Source organism: Gluconobacter sp. OJA, assembly GCF_039638325.1.
Lineage (GTDB): Bacteria > Pseudomonadota > Alphaproteobacteria > Acetobacterales > Acetobacteraceae > Gluconobacter > Gluconobacter cerinus.
On the sequence record NZ_JBDIWI010000001.1, the window covers coordinates 66,277 to 82,561 of the forward strand.

The following is a 16,285-nucleotide window of genomic DNA, read 5'->3' on the forward strand; positions in this document are numbered from 1 at the left end:
CGCGCTTTTAAACTCCCGCCTTAATACCCCCAGGTATAAGGCGGGACACCACCGTAATAGGCTGGCGCTCCATAATATCCCTGCGGAACGGCATACCCGCCAGCAGGAACACCCCCCTGATATCCACCAGGGTAGTATCCGCCGGGATAGGAATTGGCAGCACCTTCAATCGCCATGCCGGCTGCGACACCAAGGGCAGCACCAACGCCCCAGCCGCCCCAGCCCCAGCCGCCGCCCCAGCCTGGCGTACCCCAGCCGTAACCGAACCAGCCCGGCCCGCCCCAGCCATTCCATCCACCCCAACCGGGCGTGCCCCAACCGACGAAGCGCGGACCACCCCATCCACCGCCCCAGCCACCATAGCCGGGACGGAAGCCCCAACCGGGGCCTCCACGATAGCCGTAACCACCGCCTGGACCACCCCGGAATCCACCCATGCCAGGGCCGCCACGAAAGCCACCTCCCGGGCCACCACCGTAACCGCCACCACCACGAAATCCGCCCATCCCGCCACCTCCGGGACCACCGCGGCCTCCACCTCCACCATGGAAGCCACCACCGCCGCCGCCGCCCGGACCGCCGCCACGCTGCGCCATGGCCGAGAACGGTGCAGCACCAATCAATGCGGCCAGCACCAAGGCTCCAGCAGATTTTTTCGTGATGTTCATGGCTTGTCTCCTTGGAAATAGCCGCTTTTCAACTTTCCATATCGTCAGAACTCTGGTCCCTGAAAAGGGCTCTTTCAGGGCATGAAACAAGTCGTTTCACGTGAAACACTTCTGTCACCGACGCCTGCGGCCACCCCGCGCTCCGATATGGCCACCAAGGCGTTGCAGGGCATCCCGCAACTCGTCATCCTCAATCTCAGGAACATCAACCTGAACGGGCTTGGGCCTTGGAGGCTTGGGCCTCTCAAATGCTGTCATGTCCTGAACAATCTTCAACCGAAGAATGAGATGCTCTCCCCGCAGACCACAGGCTGTATTGATCCGTTCAATGATCTGAGGTGCGAGATGCTGCAATTCCATGGCAATCGGCCCCGAACACGCCAGCGTCAGAGACCCTGCCGACAGTCGGCGCGGCTCGGTCACACGAGATAGACGTGGACCAATAAAATCTTCCCAGTCCATGGAAAGCCGAACCAGAAGCGGAGACTTTTTCTTGAACGCCGACTTGGTAATTCCCGGCACCAGAGCACCGATCTGCCGGGCTCCTCCCCGCTTGGGAATCCATGCAGCCTTTTGGTCCGTTCCCGCTGCCCGACCACGAAGGTTCTTGTCCGGACCGTGATCCTTCGTCATATCCCTCTCCGTGACACCTGATGCTTCCAACCTGCTCCGCTGGTACGACACTCACCGCCGCACCCTTCCCTGGCGTAGCCTCCCGGGGCAGCGGCCTAACCCCTATGCCGTCTGGCTGAGCGAAATCATGCTTCAGCAGACGACTGTAAAGGCTGTCATAGCCTATTACGAACGCTTTCTCACGCATTACCCAACCGTGCAGGATCTGGCCGCAGCCCCACAGGAAGACGTTCTCTATCTTTGGGCCGGGCTCGGCTACTACGCCCGCGCTCGTAATCTCCACGCCTGCGCCAAACGCGTTGCAGAACTCGGGCAATTCCCGGACACAGTCGAAGACCTCCTGAAGCTTCCAGGCATCGGCGCTTATACCGCACGCGCCATCGCCGCGATTGCCTTCGGCCGCCCCGTCGTACCGGTCGATGGGAATGTCGAGCGCGTGACATCACGCCTTTTCGCCATAGAAAACCCTCTCCCCGCCTCGCGCCCGCTTCTGGCCAAACAGGCAGCGCTCCTTAACCAGTCAGCAGAAGCACAAGATCGTCCATCAGACTTTGCCCAAGCCCTTTTCGATCTTGGGGCCACAATCTGCACACCCCGCGACCCATCTTGTCTGACATGCCCCTGGCGTCCATCCTGCCTTGGTCATGCCAGAGGAATAGCGTCCACACTTCCTCGCAAAGCGCCCAAACAGGCACGTCCGACGCGTTACGGCGTGCACTTTGTCCTTCTGGATACAAGTGGGCAGGTTTTGATGAGAACCCGGCCTGAAAAAGGTCTTCTCGGCGGCATGGACGAATTTCCGGGAACGGAGTGGCGCGAGGCCCCCTGGACTGAAGCTGATGCCATGCACCATGCCCCAACACTTGGGCCGTGGGCTCTACGGGGAGAGGTCACTCATGTCTTTACCCATTTCACACTTAAGCTCATGGTTTACGCAAAGACCCTCCCTGCGGGACATAATGCAGGGATCGACCCATCCTTTGGCGCGTTTCGGTCAACAACACGCGCAGCATTGCCGGGCGTTATGAAGAAATGCCTTGCCCTTGCAGTTACTGATATGGAGAAAAAATGAGCCAGACTTTTCCCAAAACCCAGTTGTGGTTCATGGACTGGCACAGCCGCGTTCTGGATCATGACCCCATCAGCGATTATTTTTCTCCGACGCCCTTCCAGCCTGGCGTCTATCCCGGCATGTCGGCCCTGATCGCGCTTCCCCTCAACCTTCCTTGTGACATTACGTTTACCAAGCGCGTTTCAATGCCCCGCCCGCTGCCCGTATTTGAGGCCCATGATGCTGAAAAAGGGCTGCTGTTTTTTCAGTTAAAAGGGCACGACAAATTTCTGAAAAGCGCCCCCGTACCAGGAAAGGGCGAGATCACCACCGACGCCTCCATTCCAAAAAACTGGGAACGCTTTCTCCCCATGACGGAAGACGTCATGCGTGGCCTGTCCACTCTTCTAACCCCTCAATCCGCCAGCCTGATTGATGTAACCACCGGGAAAGTACTTCCGCCCATCAAACCCGGTGCAGGGTTTCTGTGGTCCTTGGGAGAAACGCCTCTTCCCCTCGTTGCCAACATTCAGAATATTGAACAGATCGGACGGCTCCCCGCACGGCACGAAGCCGAAATCTCGTTTATTCGAAACGATGATCAGCCTCCTTTCCGAGTTCACGTCAGGCGACCCAGTTGACACATCAGGACACGAAATTCACGATTGTCGTGAGGGCAGGTGATTTCCAGACCTTTCATGGTTGAACCTGCGTTGCTTTTCCTGAAAACCTCTCAGGGAAAGCTGCGACAATGCCTCAAACACCGTCCTCTGACCTCAAACATCTTCTCCCGTCCGAATTGGATACGGGAACAGTCAAACAGGGTCAGATTACTTTTGGAAACTGGCGCGGAGACGCTGACGTTCCTGAAGCGCAGCCTCCACACGCCCTTCCACCATCCGAGCGTATCGGGTTCGCAGTCATGGGACTGGGACGGCTGACCCTCGGGGAAATTCTTCCTGCCTTCCTCCAATGTCGGCTGGCCGAACCCGTAGCGCTCATTTCCGGTCGCAGGGAAAAAGCCAGATCTGCAGGACATGCTTACGGGATCGGGGAAGATTCACTTTTCACCTATGATGAAATTCACAAACTGGCAGACAGGCCCGACATTCAGGCCGTGTATGTCGTAACCCCCAACGCATTGCATGCCAGTCAAGTGGAAGCACTTGCCGCCGCGGGCAAACACGTCCTGTGCGAGAAGCCCATGGCCAATTCAAGCGCAGACGCCAAACGCATGATTGAAGCCTGCCATGCTGCAGGTGTTAAGCTCATGGTTGCCTATCGCTGCCATTATGAACCTTTCAATCAGCTTGTCAGAAAACTGGTTCAAAGCGGCGAACTGGGACGCCCCAAACTTGTAGAAGCCATCAATACCCAGATGCAGGGAAACGCAGATCAATGGCGCCTCAAACCCGAACTGGCTGGCGGAGGAGCCCTTCCGGATATCGGTCTCTATTGTCTCAACGGGACACGCTCTGTGCTTGGAGAGGAGCCTGAAAGTCTGTTCGCACAGATGGTCAGCCCTCCTGATGATCCACGCTACAAAAATCTGGACGAAACATTTTCATTCATGCTCCGCTTTCCGTCCGGTGTAATTGCCAACTGCGCCACCAGCTACGGCGCACATGAAAGCAAAGACCTGCGCATCCACTTGGAAAAAGGATGGATCTCTTTGGAAAACGCATTTGCCTATACTGGGCATCGCCTGCGCATTGGACGACGGCAGGGTGACCACAAAATAGTCAGCGAATGGCACATCCCGGCCGAGAACCAGTTTACTCTGGAAATCGACCATTTTGCCGAATGCATTCTCCAGAACCAGCCTCCCCGAACGTCTGGCGAAGAGGGGCTGCGAGATCAGAAACTGATGGAAGCGCTCTATCAGTCCGCCAGAACAGGTCAGATGATCCATCTGCCTAAAGACGCGTTGTAAACGCCCTCCTCAACCTATCTCGTGCAAGCCACACTTCGCATGCAATGGAACCCCATGCCGCCCAGACAGTTAGGATCTTTGCTATGCTTAAACTCTCTTCTCCCCTCTCCGTACCAGCCGCCCTGTTCCTCGCAGCGTTCAGCCTTGCAGGCTGCGTGTCCGAACCTCTGAGCCCGCAGGAGCAGCAACTCGCTTCAGCAGGGTTTGTCAGGCATCCGGCCAATTCCCCGTCCCGCCGGGCCGAACTTCAACTCATGCCCCAGCATGTCTTCCTGACCCGCACCACACCAGAAGGCCTGCGCTATATCTACGCAGACCGTGACATCTGCGACTGCGCCTATATCGGCACGCAGGAAGCCTTCGAAAAATATGCGGCACAGCAACCCCATGGCGTACCAACCCTCGGTAAAGCTACCCCGCCGACGGTAAACCCACCGGCACCAAACCTGCCCGCAACAGGCAAATAACTGACCTCGCCCCCGAGGCGCGTGCACCATGACCTTCACCGTCGGGCACTATCTTGCTGAACGCCTTACCCAGATTGGGCTGAAGCACCATTTCGCAGTGACGGGCGACGACAATCTCGTTTTGCTGGATCAAATGCTGGCTCATGGCGGCATGAAGCAAATCTACAGCTGCAATGAGCTGAATTGCAGCTTGTCCGCAGAAGGCTATGCCCGTGTTAATGGTGCAGCTGCAGTGATCATGACGCTCGGGGCTGGAGCAACCTCGGCCCTGAACGTCATACGCGAAGCCTACGCTGAAAGCCTGCCTGTCATCCTGATTTCAGGAATATCAAACACAGATGACGAAGGGGCAGATCGAACTTTAGCCAGTCAGATTGACATAGTCGGCCGCATCACCGTAGCCGCAGAGAAAATTATCTCTGCTGAAACCGCCCCGGGGCAAATAGATCAGGTTCTCCGAGCTGCTCTACGCGAGAAAAAACCAGCCTATCTGGAAATTCCGTGCCATATCGCAGGCCAACCCTGCGTGAGACCCAGTCCGGTTTCCGCCGTGACATTAGATAGTTATCAATCTGAAATACCTGAATGCGGCAAAAGAGGAACGTCTCTGACGTCTTAGAGCGCGCCTGAAAATTATCATTCGTGTTGGCAGCAAGCTTCAAACAAGCGAAGGGCTCCAAAAAAAGTCGACAGCGCGAACGAAGACATGTTGTTTCTGGGCCGAGCATCGCACCAAACCGGGTCTCAGCGCGTGAGTAACCCTTGAGCCCATCGGGAAGAGCTAATCTGCCTCCCCTTTCAAAACGACGCCGAATAGAGCTGTTTTCAGAGCGTCCGGGCATTCGGTATTTAATCTGAAGGCAGGATCTTTATGTCTTCAACGCCACCAATAAACACCTGTGTCTGGTAGTAAGTACTACCAATCGTGCCATCTACCTTAAGCCGGGCGATTAAAACTCTTTTGGCCAGACCTGAAGCCTGAACGTGATGATGCATGAAATATTGCTCTGCGGTCTGGGATGTTCCCTGTAGCAAGTCGTTTACCGTGCTTTCGTGAATGGCGATGATAAGCGTCTTCGGATCCCGATAGTTATCAGCGGAATCCAGATAGACCATATTATTCTGCCGCCCGACGCGCTGGACAGTCATCTCGAATTTTCCAACAACGCCCGTCGGGTCTGCCGCTGCCGCTGCGATCGCTTTTTCGGGCGTATACGCTTCGGGTGAACATGCAGCCAGACTGATACCCACGATACCAAGAGCAATGCTCTTTTGAAAAAGCGCTATCACTGTCCACTCTCCATCATCAGGCACAGTCAAAATAACCGTATCTTTTCGTAACAGAACGTAGACTAACCGCTCCGGCGATTAGGCCAAGACCTTGTCCAACGAAATTTCTACGGCTTCTAACCTGCCAAGCTTTTAGAGAAGACGTGCGAATTTCATGAACAGAAACGTCACACTCATGAAAACGAAGCAGACAAAACCAGCTTCAATGGTCCCCCAGGCTCCCTGAGCCAGAAACATTCCGCCGGTATTCATTCCGAAGAATCCCGTTACGAACGTAGCAGGAAGCATCAAGGTTGTGCCGACCGATACGATATAGAGCCGCCGGTTGGTTTCTTCCGCCTGATTGGACCCCAGTTCATCCTGCAAAGACCGGGCACGGTCCTGAAGCGCGATAAGATCGTCCAGAGCTGCATGCACTTGGCGCTCCGCCCGATCCCGCAGTTCGTCCTCTGCCCAATCCGGAAGATCCAGATCTTCGTCTTTCAGAACGCGATCAATTGGCGTCACAACACGACGCAGTTCCGTCGCCCGACGCCGCACCTTACCAACAATGCCACCCAGATGACCCAGATCAGAACGATGCTCGATCAGTAGAAGAGCATCTTCCGCGCGATCCAGGTCGTCATCAAGCTGGCCAAGCTGACGCCGCACTGTCCCTGTGAACTCCCGAAGGGCACGATCAATAATTCCTGCCGGCGTCGGCGGAATATGGTCGGCTTTCAAAGACCGGTAAGCGGCTCCGAGAACCGGGATCGGATTGCGCCGTGTCGTAATCAGAAGATCGGGTCGCATTGCAAAGCGCCATGCACAGATCTCCCGATCATCTTCAGACAAAGCATCATCAAAAGCAGGTAGGGCGCCCCAGATCAGGTCATCGGCCGCTTCAAGTGCGATCCCGTATTCCGTTTCTGCCAGCATCCCGCACACATCTTCAGGCAGATCGGGTAAATGCGCGACGAAAGACCGTGCGGAGCTGTGGACCGTATCAAAATGAAGCCAGAACCAACCCTGCGACGTCAGCTCGTGCCCCGGTGTCAGAAGGTCTTCAACCTCTTCCTGGCCCAAAGGTCGCAGGTCTTGTCCGGGTACAGCATGAACAGCCCAGACCAGCCCGTTCGCGAACGCAGGCTTCCCCGTCTCCTGATACGCAGGATCGATCACCGTGAAAGGAAAGTTGTAGGTGGAGTTCTCTGACACGGCATCCTCCTGTTCTTCAGGGGGTATTCTGGACCTTTGTCGGCACTCAACAGCACGACAGAGGGTAATCTGCCGTTCTCTGACATGGCCGCACAGCAGACGCAATATGCTCTTTATGGCAACTGTTACGCTGGCCGGGAGTTAACAGATTATTCCTGGAAGAGCCAGCTCTTCACCATCAAAGGAAATATAATCATGTCCATTCGCCTCAAAGCTTCCCTGCTTGCCACCGCTGTTCTGATGGCTGCCCCGGCCGTCTCGTCAACAGCATTCGCGCAGGCCATCAGCAGCCCCAGCAACGACCAGACGCAAACGGCCAACACTGCCGCGCAGAAGGCCCAGAACTCCACCATTGATCAGCCGGCGAACCATCTTCCGACCAATCCGCGGACCATTACGGAACAGCCGGACCAGCCAGCCCCTGCGGCCCCACACGCCATGTCCAACACGTCCAAGCAGGGCAAGACAGAATACAAGAGCCATCTGAAGCGGACAAAGCAGTCTCACCTGACGGTCAAGACGAAGCCTGACACCGCACAGCCGAACTGACACAGACCAGATGCGACGGAGCCACACTTTGCGTGGCTCCGCCAAATCTCTATACCTGCTGCCATCCAAGACGGGCAGTAAGGGCCAATCATGACCACGCAGGACTACAAGGTACACGACATCTCCCTGGCAGACTGGGGCCGCAAGGAAATTTCCATCGCTGAAGGCGAAATGCCCGGCCTGATGGCACTCCGCGAAGAGTACAAGGACTCCCAGCCGCTTAAGGGCGCCCGTATCGCTGGCTGCCTCCACATGACCATCCAGACCGCCGTGCTGATCGAGACGCTAACGGCTCTCGGCGCAACGGTCCGCTGGTCGTCCTGCAACATCTTCTCCACGCAGGATCACGCCGCAGCAGCCATCGCCGCCGCTGGCATTCCGGTTTTTGCCTGGAAGGGCCTGACGGAAGAAGAATTCAACTGGTGCATCGAGCAGACCATCACGGGTCCGGACGGCTGGACGCCGAACATGATCCTTGATGACGGCGGCGACCTTACGGTCATGATGCACGACCAGTTTCCGGAACTCCTGAAGGACGTCCGCGGCCTGTCCGAAGAAACGACGACAGGTGTGCATCGCCTCTGGCAGATGGCAAAGGCTGGCACGTTGAAGGTTCCGGCCATCAACGTGAACGACAGCGTCACGAAGTCCAAGTTCGACAACCTGTATGGCTGCCGTGAGAGCCTGGTGGACGCGATCCGCCGTGGCACAGACGTCATGATGGCTGGCAAGGTTGCCGTCGTTGCTGGTTATGGCGACGTGGGCAAGGGCTCCGCTGCTTCCCTGCGCAACGCAGGCTGCCGTGTTCTCGTGACCGAAGTCGACCCGATCTGCGCTCTTCAGGCCGCCATGGAAGGCTATGAAGTCGTCACCATGGAAAACGCAGCTCCGCGCGGCGACATTTTCGTCACCTGCACGGGCAATGTGGACATCATCACGATCGACCACATGCGCGAAATGAAGGACCGTGCGATCGTCTGCAACATCGGTCACTTCGACAGCGAAATCCAGGTTGAAGCCCTGCGCAACTATCGCTGGAACAACATCAAGCCGCAGGTTGACGAAGTCGAGCTGGCCGAAGGCCGCCGTATCATCCTGCTCTCCGAAGGCCGTCTCGTGAACCTTGGCAACGCCACGGGTCACCCGTCCTTCGTGATGTCCGCTTCCTTCACCAACCAGACGCTGGCCCAGATCGAACTCTGGACCGCCAAGCCGGGCCAGTACGAGGTGAAGGTTTACACCCTGCCAAAGGCTCTGGACGAAAAGGTCGCTGCCCTGCACCTCGCAAAGGTCGGCGCCGAACTCTCCAAGATGTCCACGAAGCAGGCTGACTACATTGGCGTTCCGGTTGCCGGTCCGTTCAAGCACGAAGAATATCGTTACTGAGCGGAACAGGTGACACGGGGTAGGCGTTGTCTACCCCGACACCATTTTTCAAACCGTCAGGAGTATTTCCTATGGGTCTTTTCAGCACGATCATGTCCAAGATTTTCGGACATGCAGAAGCAGCCACGCCGACAACTTCCGGCACGGCTGATGCACAGGCTTCCGCTGGCGCTCCGGCTGCCGCAGGCCCAGCGACGCCTGCAACTCCAGCCGCACCAGTAGATGTGGATGCCGTTCTTTCGGATCTGGCATCCAAGGCTGGCCAGCCGCTGAATTACAAGACCTCCATTGTGGATCTTCTGAAGCTGCTCGGCCTCGACAGTTCCCTGGAATCACGCAAGCAGCTTGCAGGCGAACTGCACTACACGGGCAGCACGGATGACTCAGCAACGATGAACGTCTGGCTCATCAAGCAGGTCTATGCCGAGCTGGCCAAGAACGGTGGTAAGGTTCCTGAAGGCTGGGCTCACTAAGCCTTTCCAAAGGATCTGTTATGAAAAAGCCCGGATGTTCTCATCCGGGCTTTTTTTATTTTTCACTGCGTAGAAAAAAGAATGGGCCGCGAAGGGGACAGTGTTAAGGCAGACGTCTCAATATCAGGCGCCCTCCCCTGACGCAGCTCTGCCAGAGACTGGTGGAAAACCCTGATCCTGACATCCCGTGAGCCATCTGCGTGGCGCCAGCGTTCGAATGCCAGAACGGTATTCGGGGCCGTAGAATCCGGTTGATCGGGGAAAGACCAGTCGAGCCCGAACAGGGCCATCATCGCAGCCAGATTGGTATCGTGGCCGGCCAGAACAAGCACCTTCGTGGAAGAAGATATCCCGGGGATAGACCGAACCGGGCGATCAGACAAAAACGCACGAATACTCTCCGCCATCACCCCGTTTCTGGCGCGGGCATATTCGGGCAGACGCCTCAGAAGATGATTTTCCGCTTCATGGGCGGGCATAACAGCTTCCAGAACGTGCGGCGCATCTTTGTCAGCCACCTCGAAGTCAGCCAGAGACAAACCTTCTGCATAAGTCAGCAACAGACTTTCTGCAGCCATGCCTGCCGTTACGAAGCCGCCCTGAAGATGTGGCGTTCCTTTTTTCCACTCAATCTTCGTCGCGCCTAAAAAGCATTGAGGCGACGAATTACTCTCCGAGCATGCATCCGGCGCCATGAGCGACTGAACGGCTTTCAGAGCGTTATGAGAGGCCGGTTCGGGCAATGTCTTCGTGGCGGCTGCAAATTCTTGCTCCAAAACTCCACGATCAATCTGGCCTGCCTGAGTGCCAAGCGCATTAAAAACCGGATCGACGCCTGTCGTCGCCCAATGGGCCTTTATGGCGCATCCTGAGGCTATTTCTTTGGCCCAGACGTCCCCCGTCTGTCGCGTCCGATGATCAGCCGTGTCAGCCCAGACAACAGTCTCCTGCTCCAGGATCTGACACGTCTCGGCGCCCTGAAACAGAGCGCTTGCGCTATAGTTTCTCTGAACAGCCTGCACCATCGCTGCCAACGCTGCGGCACCGTGCTGTGTCATTTCTCCAGGCGCTACAGACCATGCCTGCCAGGTATGACCCGTCCGATGCTGCATTTTCTGCGGTGAGAGCGTTGGACTGCGGATCCCGTGTCGGCCGAGAAAAACGATTTTTTCGAGAACATCTGGCTGCGCCTGAGAGGCACAGCCCCCCAAAGCAAACAAAATAGCAAGCGAAGACAGTCGCCGCATCATGGCATCGTTGCCGTCATGTTGAAGAACACGCTCCGGCCAGCAATACGCCAGAACAGTGGGGCATCGCTATAAGACTGATTACCCGCAAAGTCGCTGATGGCGCGGTTGTTGAACAGGTTGGCAATTTTGATGCTTGGGGTCACGTTACTGAAAAATGAGCCAATATGATGAATGCGCCAGCCCATGGCGAGATCCGCCGTCACAGTGCTTCCAATTTTGTACTGATTTTTGAAGACCGTATTGTCTGCATCATCAGTCGTGCTGTCCAAGCCCCAATGCGTTCCGGCATATTTTCCCATGATTGAGAAATAGGGCCCGTGCTCACTCTCATAGAGCAGCCCGAAAGACGCCAAAGCGTTTGGACTTTTGGCAACGCGAACATTGCTGTGCTTATATTTTGCATCATTGACGCTGTAGTTCCCATAAAGGGAAAAACCGTAACCAATGACATATTGCCCTTCGAGTTCAATTCCTCGGTAAACTGCACCACCGCTGTTCACATATGTCGATGTCGTACCGATATTGGGAACCTGAATCTGCGCAGAGGCAATATAATTCGAGAAATTGATGTAATATCCATCCAGAGAAAGCATCCAGTTGCGGCCATGATATACCGATCCCACCTGATAATTCATGGTGGTTTCAGGCTTTACATTTCCAACGGAACTAACCTGAAAAACAGACAGTGGTGGCGCAAGAAAGCCGCGCGCAACCTGAGCATAAGCGCTCCAGTTTTTCATAATACGTTGATTAATCGCAATGGACGGCTGCCATGATCCATAGCTTTGTGTGTCTTTCAGTGGAAGCTTTGTCCCCTTATTAATGCCCGCGTCATAATCTCTTTTGAAAATGGAATATTTTACACCCGGCTTAATCGTTGCCCCTGCCCACGGATGAAAATTCAGTTCCAGATAAGGTTGAATTGTCGTGTTCAGGTCTGAAATATCATAGCTATATGCTGAACCATTTTTACCAAGAACCGGAACGGAATTCTGACTCAGATCAATGGCATATGTGTAGCGGCGATCTTTTTGAACATCAGCCCAAACCCCCAGAAGAATATCACCGTAAGACGTATGCCCCTTCAGACGAAGGGTATCGCCATATGTCCGGTAAGCTGCATCTGCATATTTTCCAGGAATATCGTTTTTATAAGTCGCCACCTTTTTCCCAGCAGCACTATAAAATGTCACACCGTTTGCTGCGGCATCACCCTGACTTGCGTCTGTGCTTTCAGAATAATCATGCTCAAAGCCACTGGTGTAAATCTGATTTTCTAATGTGAGCCAGGACAGAAGCTTTGTTTTAAGGGAGATATAATCAAAATCAGATGTATAAACGCTTGGCTGATACCCGTAATAACACTGCTTCGATGGGTCATTGCATAACCCGTAGTTCTTTCCATATTTTTTATAATCGTCCAGCGTGGCGCCCTGGGTCGTGTACTGCCATTCCTTGTTATACGTCGTTTCAATCGTAAGCGTTGTTTCTGGTGCCAGATCGATAACATCCTTGAACATCAGGTTACTGCGACGCTCAGAAGAATTGGTCAGATAACCATTGGTTTCCTCGTGCTGCATATCGATAAAAGCACGGCCCATTCTGGTTTTTCCTGTATCGAATTCAATACCACCTGCGCGAGTATTGAAACTACCGTATGTCCCGTAAAGCGTTGTCCCCATCCGCGCCGCTGGGTTTTTAGACGTAAATCCCATGGTTCCGCCGAACGTCGCATTTCCTATCGTTGACGCTGTGCCAGGACCACGATCAATCTGCGCCTCCCCCAGAAAGTGAGAGATAAACAGTGAGGACGTCGTATGACCCATATCCGAAGCATTTCCGAAAGGAATGCCGTCGAATGTCATATTATATTGGCCGTCCTGAAAACCACGCAGACTCATGGTTTCAGCTTTTCCCATTCCCGGACCATTCGGGTTCTGAGAAAATACGCTTGGCTGAAATTGAATAATGTCATCAACACTGGCGAGCGGAATAATATTGTTTGCCAAAAACCCCGACTGAATTTTTGATGTCGGTTGCGTAATGTCCAGCGAAACTGTTGCGGGAGCGATACGTGCGGCATGCCCAAGAACTGTGAGCTTTTCGACCTTCGGCTTTTCTTTCGAAGCATCCTTTTCGGTGTCAGCCTGCTTGAGCTCAGCCGCGTTGGTCGTTGAACCAAAAAATATCGCCGCAGCCATAACGCCTGTCTGCAGGACGAATTTTTTTCTGGTACTGATCATTGGAATTGCGCGCTCCCGTGGAATAGAGAACGCTCATTACTGTTACTACCCAGCGCTGAGAACAGGAATTACCATCCTGTAATATAAACTTCATACGGAATACCAAAATCTGTCATAAATATTATGAAACATTTTGGTATTGGAATGTATCAGGGTAACGGCCGCTTGTCCGCGATGGGATCAATCTTCGGCTCCGTCAATGGGCCGGAATCCACTACAACAACCAGATCTCCTGCGATCGGGGTCGCCTCCCGGTCCTTGGGCAGGAGTGCCGCAAAGCGTGGATCATAGCTGGCCGCCTGTTCGTAAAGCGCATCTATCAGACCATAATGATCCATGAAGCGGTTCATCGTCGCTGGAATGCGGATACACCCTTCAGACGCAGAGTGACCAAGTCTCCACTCGAGAAACTGTGGGTCCGTAGCGTGAATTTCCAGCCGGATCTGCCCGGTTTCATGTTTCGGGAGCCAGCCCTTCATTGCCGTCTGCCATCCCATATCCCAAACACGAGATCCTTTGGCACCAATCCCGCGGATACCATATTTGTTTTTTGTGCCTTCAGCGCGATAGCCCAAGCGGTCGGCTGAATTTTGGAAAACGCCTGTCGGAGTAATGTAATAGTATTTCCGGCCTGTTGTTCCTGTTGAAACAGGAGTGCCTCCCAGCGACACCCAAGGCTCGTCTGGTAATGCCAGAACAAAATCAAGATGCTGAATACGCTCATTACGATCCACAACCATAATCAGTTGAGGACGTGATACAGGCCGATTGGCCTTTGCAACTTCAGCCTGAGCGAGAGAGACAAAAGCGTCCCGACGGTCCTGCTTATAGGTCGTAAAACCCTTCACGGTCTTTGCCATCATTTTCACGAGGCGCGCAGCTTCCTTGTGGGCCTCAGCATTGCTGACAACAGGAAGAGGCGGAATCTGAACCGCAGGAACCACTGGCGTAGCATCTGTCACAGGATTACTGGCAGGCGGAGGAACAGAAACGTCTCCACCTGGTGCGCTCGATGCAGGAGGAGTTGGATCCGCATGTGCACACGCTGACAACAAAGGACCGCCACCACATAATGCGGTTGTCACGACAAGAAGTCTGGCAGAGCGATACAATGTGGAAACAGGCCGCATGGACAGGATTACCCTCGGTTCATAATGGTTCAATGAACGCGGGGGATCGGCAGAACCGTCCAGCGTTCAGCGGGAGACGCCACGCCTTAACGCGCCATCTCCCCAAAAAGTCACAGGTCGAGCAAGAGGCGTCTTGGATCTTCAACAAGCTGCTTCACTCTAACAAGAAAACTGACTGCTTCCCGACCATCGACAATTCGATGATCGTAGGAAAGTGCGACATACATCATCGGTCTAACAACAATCTGACCATCCCGCACAACGGGTCGATCCTGAATGGCATGCATCCCCAGAATACCCGATTGCGGAGTATTCAGAATCGGCGTGGACAGAAGTGAGCCGAAAATGCCTCCGTTCGTTATGGAAAACGTTCCAGAAGAAAGCTCATCAAGCTTGAGAGACCCAACTCTCGCACGCTTTCCATAATCAGCAATCCGACGCTCCAATTCGGCGAAGCTCATCTGATCGGCTTCATGCAGAACCGGGACAACAAGCCCCCGTTCCGTGCCAACAGCAATGCCTAGATTAACGAAATCGCGATAAACAATCTCATCGCCTTCGATCTGTGCATTAAGTGCCGGATAATCCTTCAACGCTCCAACAACAGCCCGGGCGAAAAATGACATAAAGCCCAACCGGGCACCGTCATGCTTTTTTTCAAACTCTTCACGATATTCTGCCCGCAAGGCTTTTGCCGCTGACATATCAATTTCATTGAACGTCGTGAGAATGGCAGCCGTATTCTGAGCCGCTTTCAGATTCCGTGCGATAGTCTGACGAAGGCGTGACATGGGAACACGACGCTCGCGACCATCATCTGCCCTTGGCGCGGAAGGAATTGGTGCTTTGGCCGGTGCAGCAACGGGTTCCGGCTTCGGAGCAGCAGCAGGCACAGGTTCGGGGGCAGGCGTGGAAACAGGCTCAGGCTTTACTGCTTCGACAGGAGCAACGGGAGCGACAGTCGGCGCTTCAGCCGTTTCGTCCACTTCTCCCAGAAGACCCCCTATTTCCACCTCTGTGCCAACCGCGATGCAATTCTCAAGACGCCCGGCGGACGGAGCCGTCACCTCAACGCTGACCTTGTCTGTCTCAAGTTCGAGAATGGTTTCATCGTGCTGAACATAGTCGCCAGACTGCTTCAGCCACCGCGCGACGATTGCGGTCGTCAGGCTTTCCCCTAGCGCCGGTACCCGGATTTCGACCGCCATCGTCACTCCTTACTTGCACAAACATCCCGATCAAGGGATGGATCTCTATAAAATTCCCGTTCCGTCGGACATACGACAGGATCACAAAAACAGGATAGTGCATCTTGCGGTCAAACGGGAGCCAGGAACTATCCCTATGCCGGGACTTTGAAAAGAAGAGCAAAGGACACCGTCATGCCCCTTCCCTCGGATTATCCCGAATTTCTTGCATCCGATCATCTTTCTGGAAGGACGCGCGACATTCTCGTCACGCGCCTTGAGGACGACCTGTTACAGGCGCCACGCGTCCTTTCCCCAAAAGCCTTTGCGGTTCTTGAGGCCATCCTGCCGGTTCTGCTTCCTCAGGAAGATATTCTGGGAAACAGTCCCCTTAATCTGGCCGTCCGCATAGATACCGCTCTTGCCGGACCACGCGACGGCTGGCGGTTTGCCGAACTTCCTCCCGACGTCACAGCGTGGGAGCAGGCATTACTAACTCTGGATGATCTCGCCAAAGCTCAGCACAGCATGCCGTTCCCGGCGCTTAATGCTTCAGCGATTGGTCAGACGCTCGATGAACTCGCGGAAGGACGCCACGGCATAAATGCGGCGAACCGCCTGACGCCTGAGCAGATGCAAAAGTGGTCATTCGATCTCCGGGCAGACGCGATTGAATGCTTCCTTGCCGATGCTCGTGTTCAGGATGCACTGGGAATTTCCGCCAACCTCAACGGTGGGGATGGTGTGTTCCAAGGGTTTCAGACTGTTGATGCCAATGAGCGGGAATCCTTCGAACCCTCACCCAAAATCCCTTCAGCCAAACCGTGA

The 16,285-nt window shown here is 54.7% G+C and carries 16 protein-coding genes and 1 pseudogene; 9 read left to right on the forward strand and 8 right to left on the reverse strand.

Annotation, left to right across the window (positions count from 1 at the left end; all coding sequences use genetic code 11):
* Positions 1 to 20: 20 nt before the first annotated feature.
* A complete protein-coding gene (locus tag ABDK75_RS00355) occupies positions 21 to 668 on the reverse strand; it encodes a hypothetical protein (protein WP_346004662.1) in 648 nt (215 codons plus the stop codon).
* A 114-nt stretch (positions 669 to 782) separates the two neighbouring features.
* Complete coding sequence (locus ABDK75_RS00360) at positions 783 to 1,301, reverse strand: DciA family protein (protein ID WP_346004663.1); 519 nt, start codon at positions 1,299 to 1,301, stop codon at positions 783 to 785.
* A gap of 10 nt (positions 1,302 to 1,311) precedes the next feature.
* Between ABDK75_RS00360 and mutY the strand changes: the two genes are divergently transcribed.
* The 5 genes and pseudogenes from mutY to ABDK75_RS00385 form a co-directional block, all read left to right on the forward strand.
* Positions 1,312 to 2,373 carry an A/G-specific adenine glycosylase gene (mutY, locus tag ABDK75_RS00365; RefSeq protein ID WP_346004664.1) on the forward strand — a complete coding sequence of 354 codons (1,062 nt, stop codon included), beginning with the start codon at positions 1,312 to 1,314 and terminating at the stop codon, positions 2,371 to 2,373.
* Positions 2,370 to 2,993: a hypothetical protein gene (locus ABDK75_RS00370; RefSeq protein ID WP_346004665.1), complete on the forward strand. Its 624-nt coding sequence runs from the start codon at positions 2,370 to 2,372 to the stop codon at positions 2,991 to 2,993. The genes mutY and ABDK75_RS00370 overlap by 4 nt, the downstream gene beginning before the upstream one ends.
* Before the next feature lie 110 nt (positions 2,994 to 3,103).
* The gene (locus ABDK75_RS00375) at positions 3,104 to 4,285 is read left to right on the forward strand and encodes a Gfo/Idh/MocA family oxidoreductase (protein ID WP_346004666.1); all 1,182 of its coding nucleotides are present in this window, start codon (positions 3,104 to 3,106) and stop codon (positions 4,283 to 4,285) included.
* A gap of 83 nt (positions 4,286 to 4,368) precedes the next feature.
* Positions 4,369 to 4,752: a hypothetical protein gene (locus ABDK75_RS00380; RefSeq protein ID WP_264648867.1), complete on the forward strand. Its 384-nt coding sequence runs from the start codon at positions 4,369 to 4,371 to the stop codon at positions 4,750 to 4,752.
* 28 nt (positions 4,753 to 4,780) lie between these two features.
* Positions 4,781 to 5,305: pseudogene (locus ABDK75_RS00385) on the forward strand (thiamine pyrophosphate-binding protein); the annotation flags it as partial.
* A 296-nt stretch (positions 5,306 to 5,601) separates the two neighbouring features.
* Here ABDK75_RS00385 and ABDK75_RS00390 read toward each other — a convergent pair.
* On the reverse strand, positions 5,602 to 6,042 hold the full coding sequence (locus ABDK75_RS00390; RefSeq protein WP_346004667.1) for a hypothetical protein: 441 nt from the start codon (positions 6,040 to 6,042) through the stop codon (positions 5,602 to 5,604).
* A gap of 132 nt (positions 6,043 to 6,174) precedes the next feature.
* A complete protein-coding gene (locus ABDK75_RS00395) occupies positions 6,175 to 7,239 on the reverse strand; it encodes a transporter (RefSeq protein ID WP_086634723.1) in 1,065 nt (354 codons plus the stop codon).
* A gap of 195 nt (positions 7,240 to 7,434) precedes the next feature.
* Here ABDK75_RS00395 and ABDK75_RS00400 point away from each other — a divergent pair, with 195 nt between their 5' ends.
* The 3 genes from ABDK75_RS00400 (at position 7,435) to ABDK75_RS00410 (ending at position 9,647) form a co-directional block, all read left to right on the forward strand.
* Positions 7,435 to 7,788 (forward strand): hypothetical protein, encoded by a 354-nt coding sequence (locus tag ABDK75_RS00400; RefSeq protein ID WP_099211936.1) that lies wholly within the window; start codon positions 7,435 to 7,437, stop codon positions 7,786 to 7,788.
* Between the two features lie 90 nt (positions 7,789 to 7,878).
* Positions 7,879 to 9,174, forward strand: a complete 1,296-nt coding sequence (gene ahcY, locus ABDK75_RS00405; protein WP_086634722.1) for an adenosylhomocysteinase — start codon at positions 7,879 to 7,881, stop codon at positions 9,172 to 9,174.
* Between the two features lie 71 nt (positions 9,175 to 9,245).
* Positions 9,246 to 9,647, forward strand: a complete 402-nt coding sequence (locus ABDK75_RS00410; protein ID WP_346004668.1) for a DUF3597 domain-containing protein — start codon at positions 9,246 to 9,248, stop codon at positions 9,645 to 9,647.
* Positions 9,648 to 9,709: 62 nt separating this feature from the next.
* On the opposite strand, the gene ABDK75_RS00415 is transcribed toward ABDK75_RS00410, so the two are convergent.
* The 4 genes from ABDK75_RS00415 to sucB all read right to left on the reverse strand — a co-directional run bounded on the left by ABDK75_RS00415 (position 9,710) and on the right by sucB (position 15,478).
* The gene (locus ABDK75_RS00415; RefSeq protein WP_346004669.1) at positions 9,710 to 10,897 is read right to left on the reverse strand and encodes a phosphoanhydride phosphohydrolase; all 1,188 of its coding nucleotides are present in this window, start codon (positions 10,895 to 10,897) and stop codon (positions 9,710 to 9,712) included.
* Positions 10,894 to 13,140 (reverse strand): TonB-dependent receptor domain-containing protein, encoded by a 2,247-nt coding sequence (locus ABDK75_RS00420; RefSeq protein ID WP_346004670.1) that lies wholly within the window; start codon positions 13,138 to 13,140, stop codon positions 10,894 to 10,896. Before ABDK75_RS00420 ends, ABDK75_RS00415 begins: the two co-directional genes overlap by 4 nt.
* A gap of 149 nt (positions 13,141 to 13,289) precedes the next feature.
* Positions 13,290 to 14,270 carry a L,D-transpeptidase gene (locus tag ABDK75_RS00425; RefSeq protein WP_346004671.1) on the reverse strand — a complete coding sequence of 327 codons (981 nt, stop codon included), beginning with the start codon at positions 14,268 to 14,270 and terminating at the stop codon, positions 13,290 to 13,292.
* A 110-nt stretch (positions 14,271 to 14,380) separates the two neighbouring features.
* A complete protein-coding gene (gene sucB, locus ABDK75_RS00430; RefSeq protein WP_346004672.1) occupies positions 14,381 to 15,478 on the reverse strand; it encodes a dihydrolipoyllysine-residue succinyltransferase in 1,098 nt (365 codons plus the stop codon).
* A gap of 174 nt (positions 15,479 to 15,652) precedes the next feature.
* On the opposite strand from sucB, the gene ABDK75_RS00435 reads away from it, so the two are divergent.
* Positions 15,653 to 16,285: a gluconate 2-dehydrogenase subunit 3 family protein gene (locus ABDK75_RS00435; RefSeq protein WP_346004673.1), complete on the forward strand. Its 633-nt coding sequence runs from the start codon at positions 15,653 to 15,655 to the stop codon at positions 16,283 to 16,285.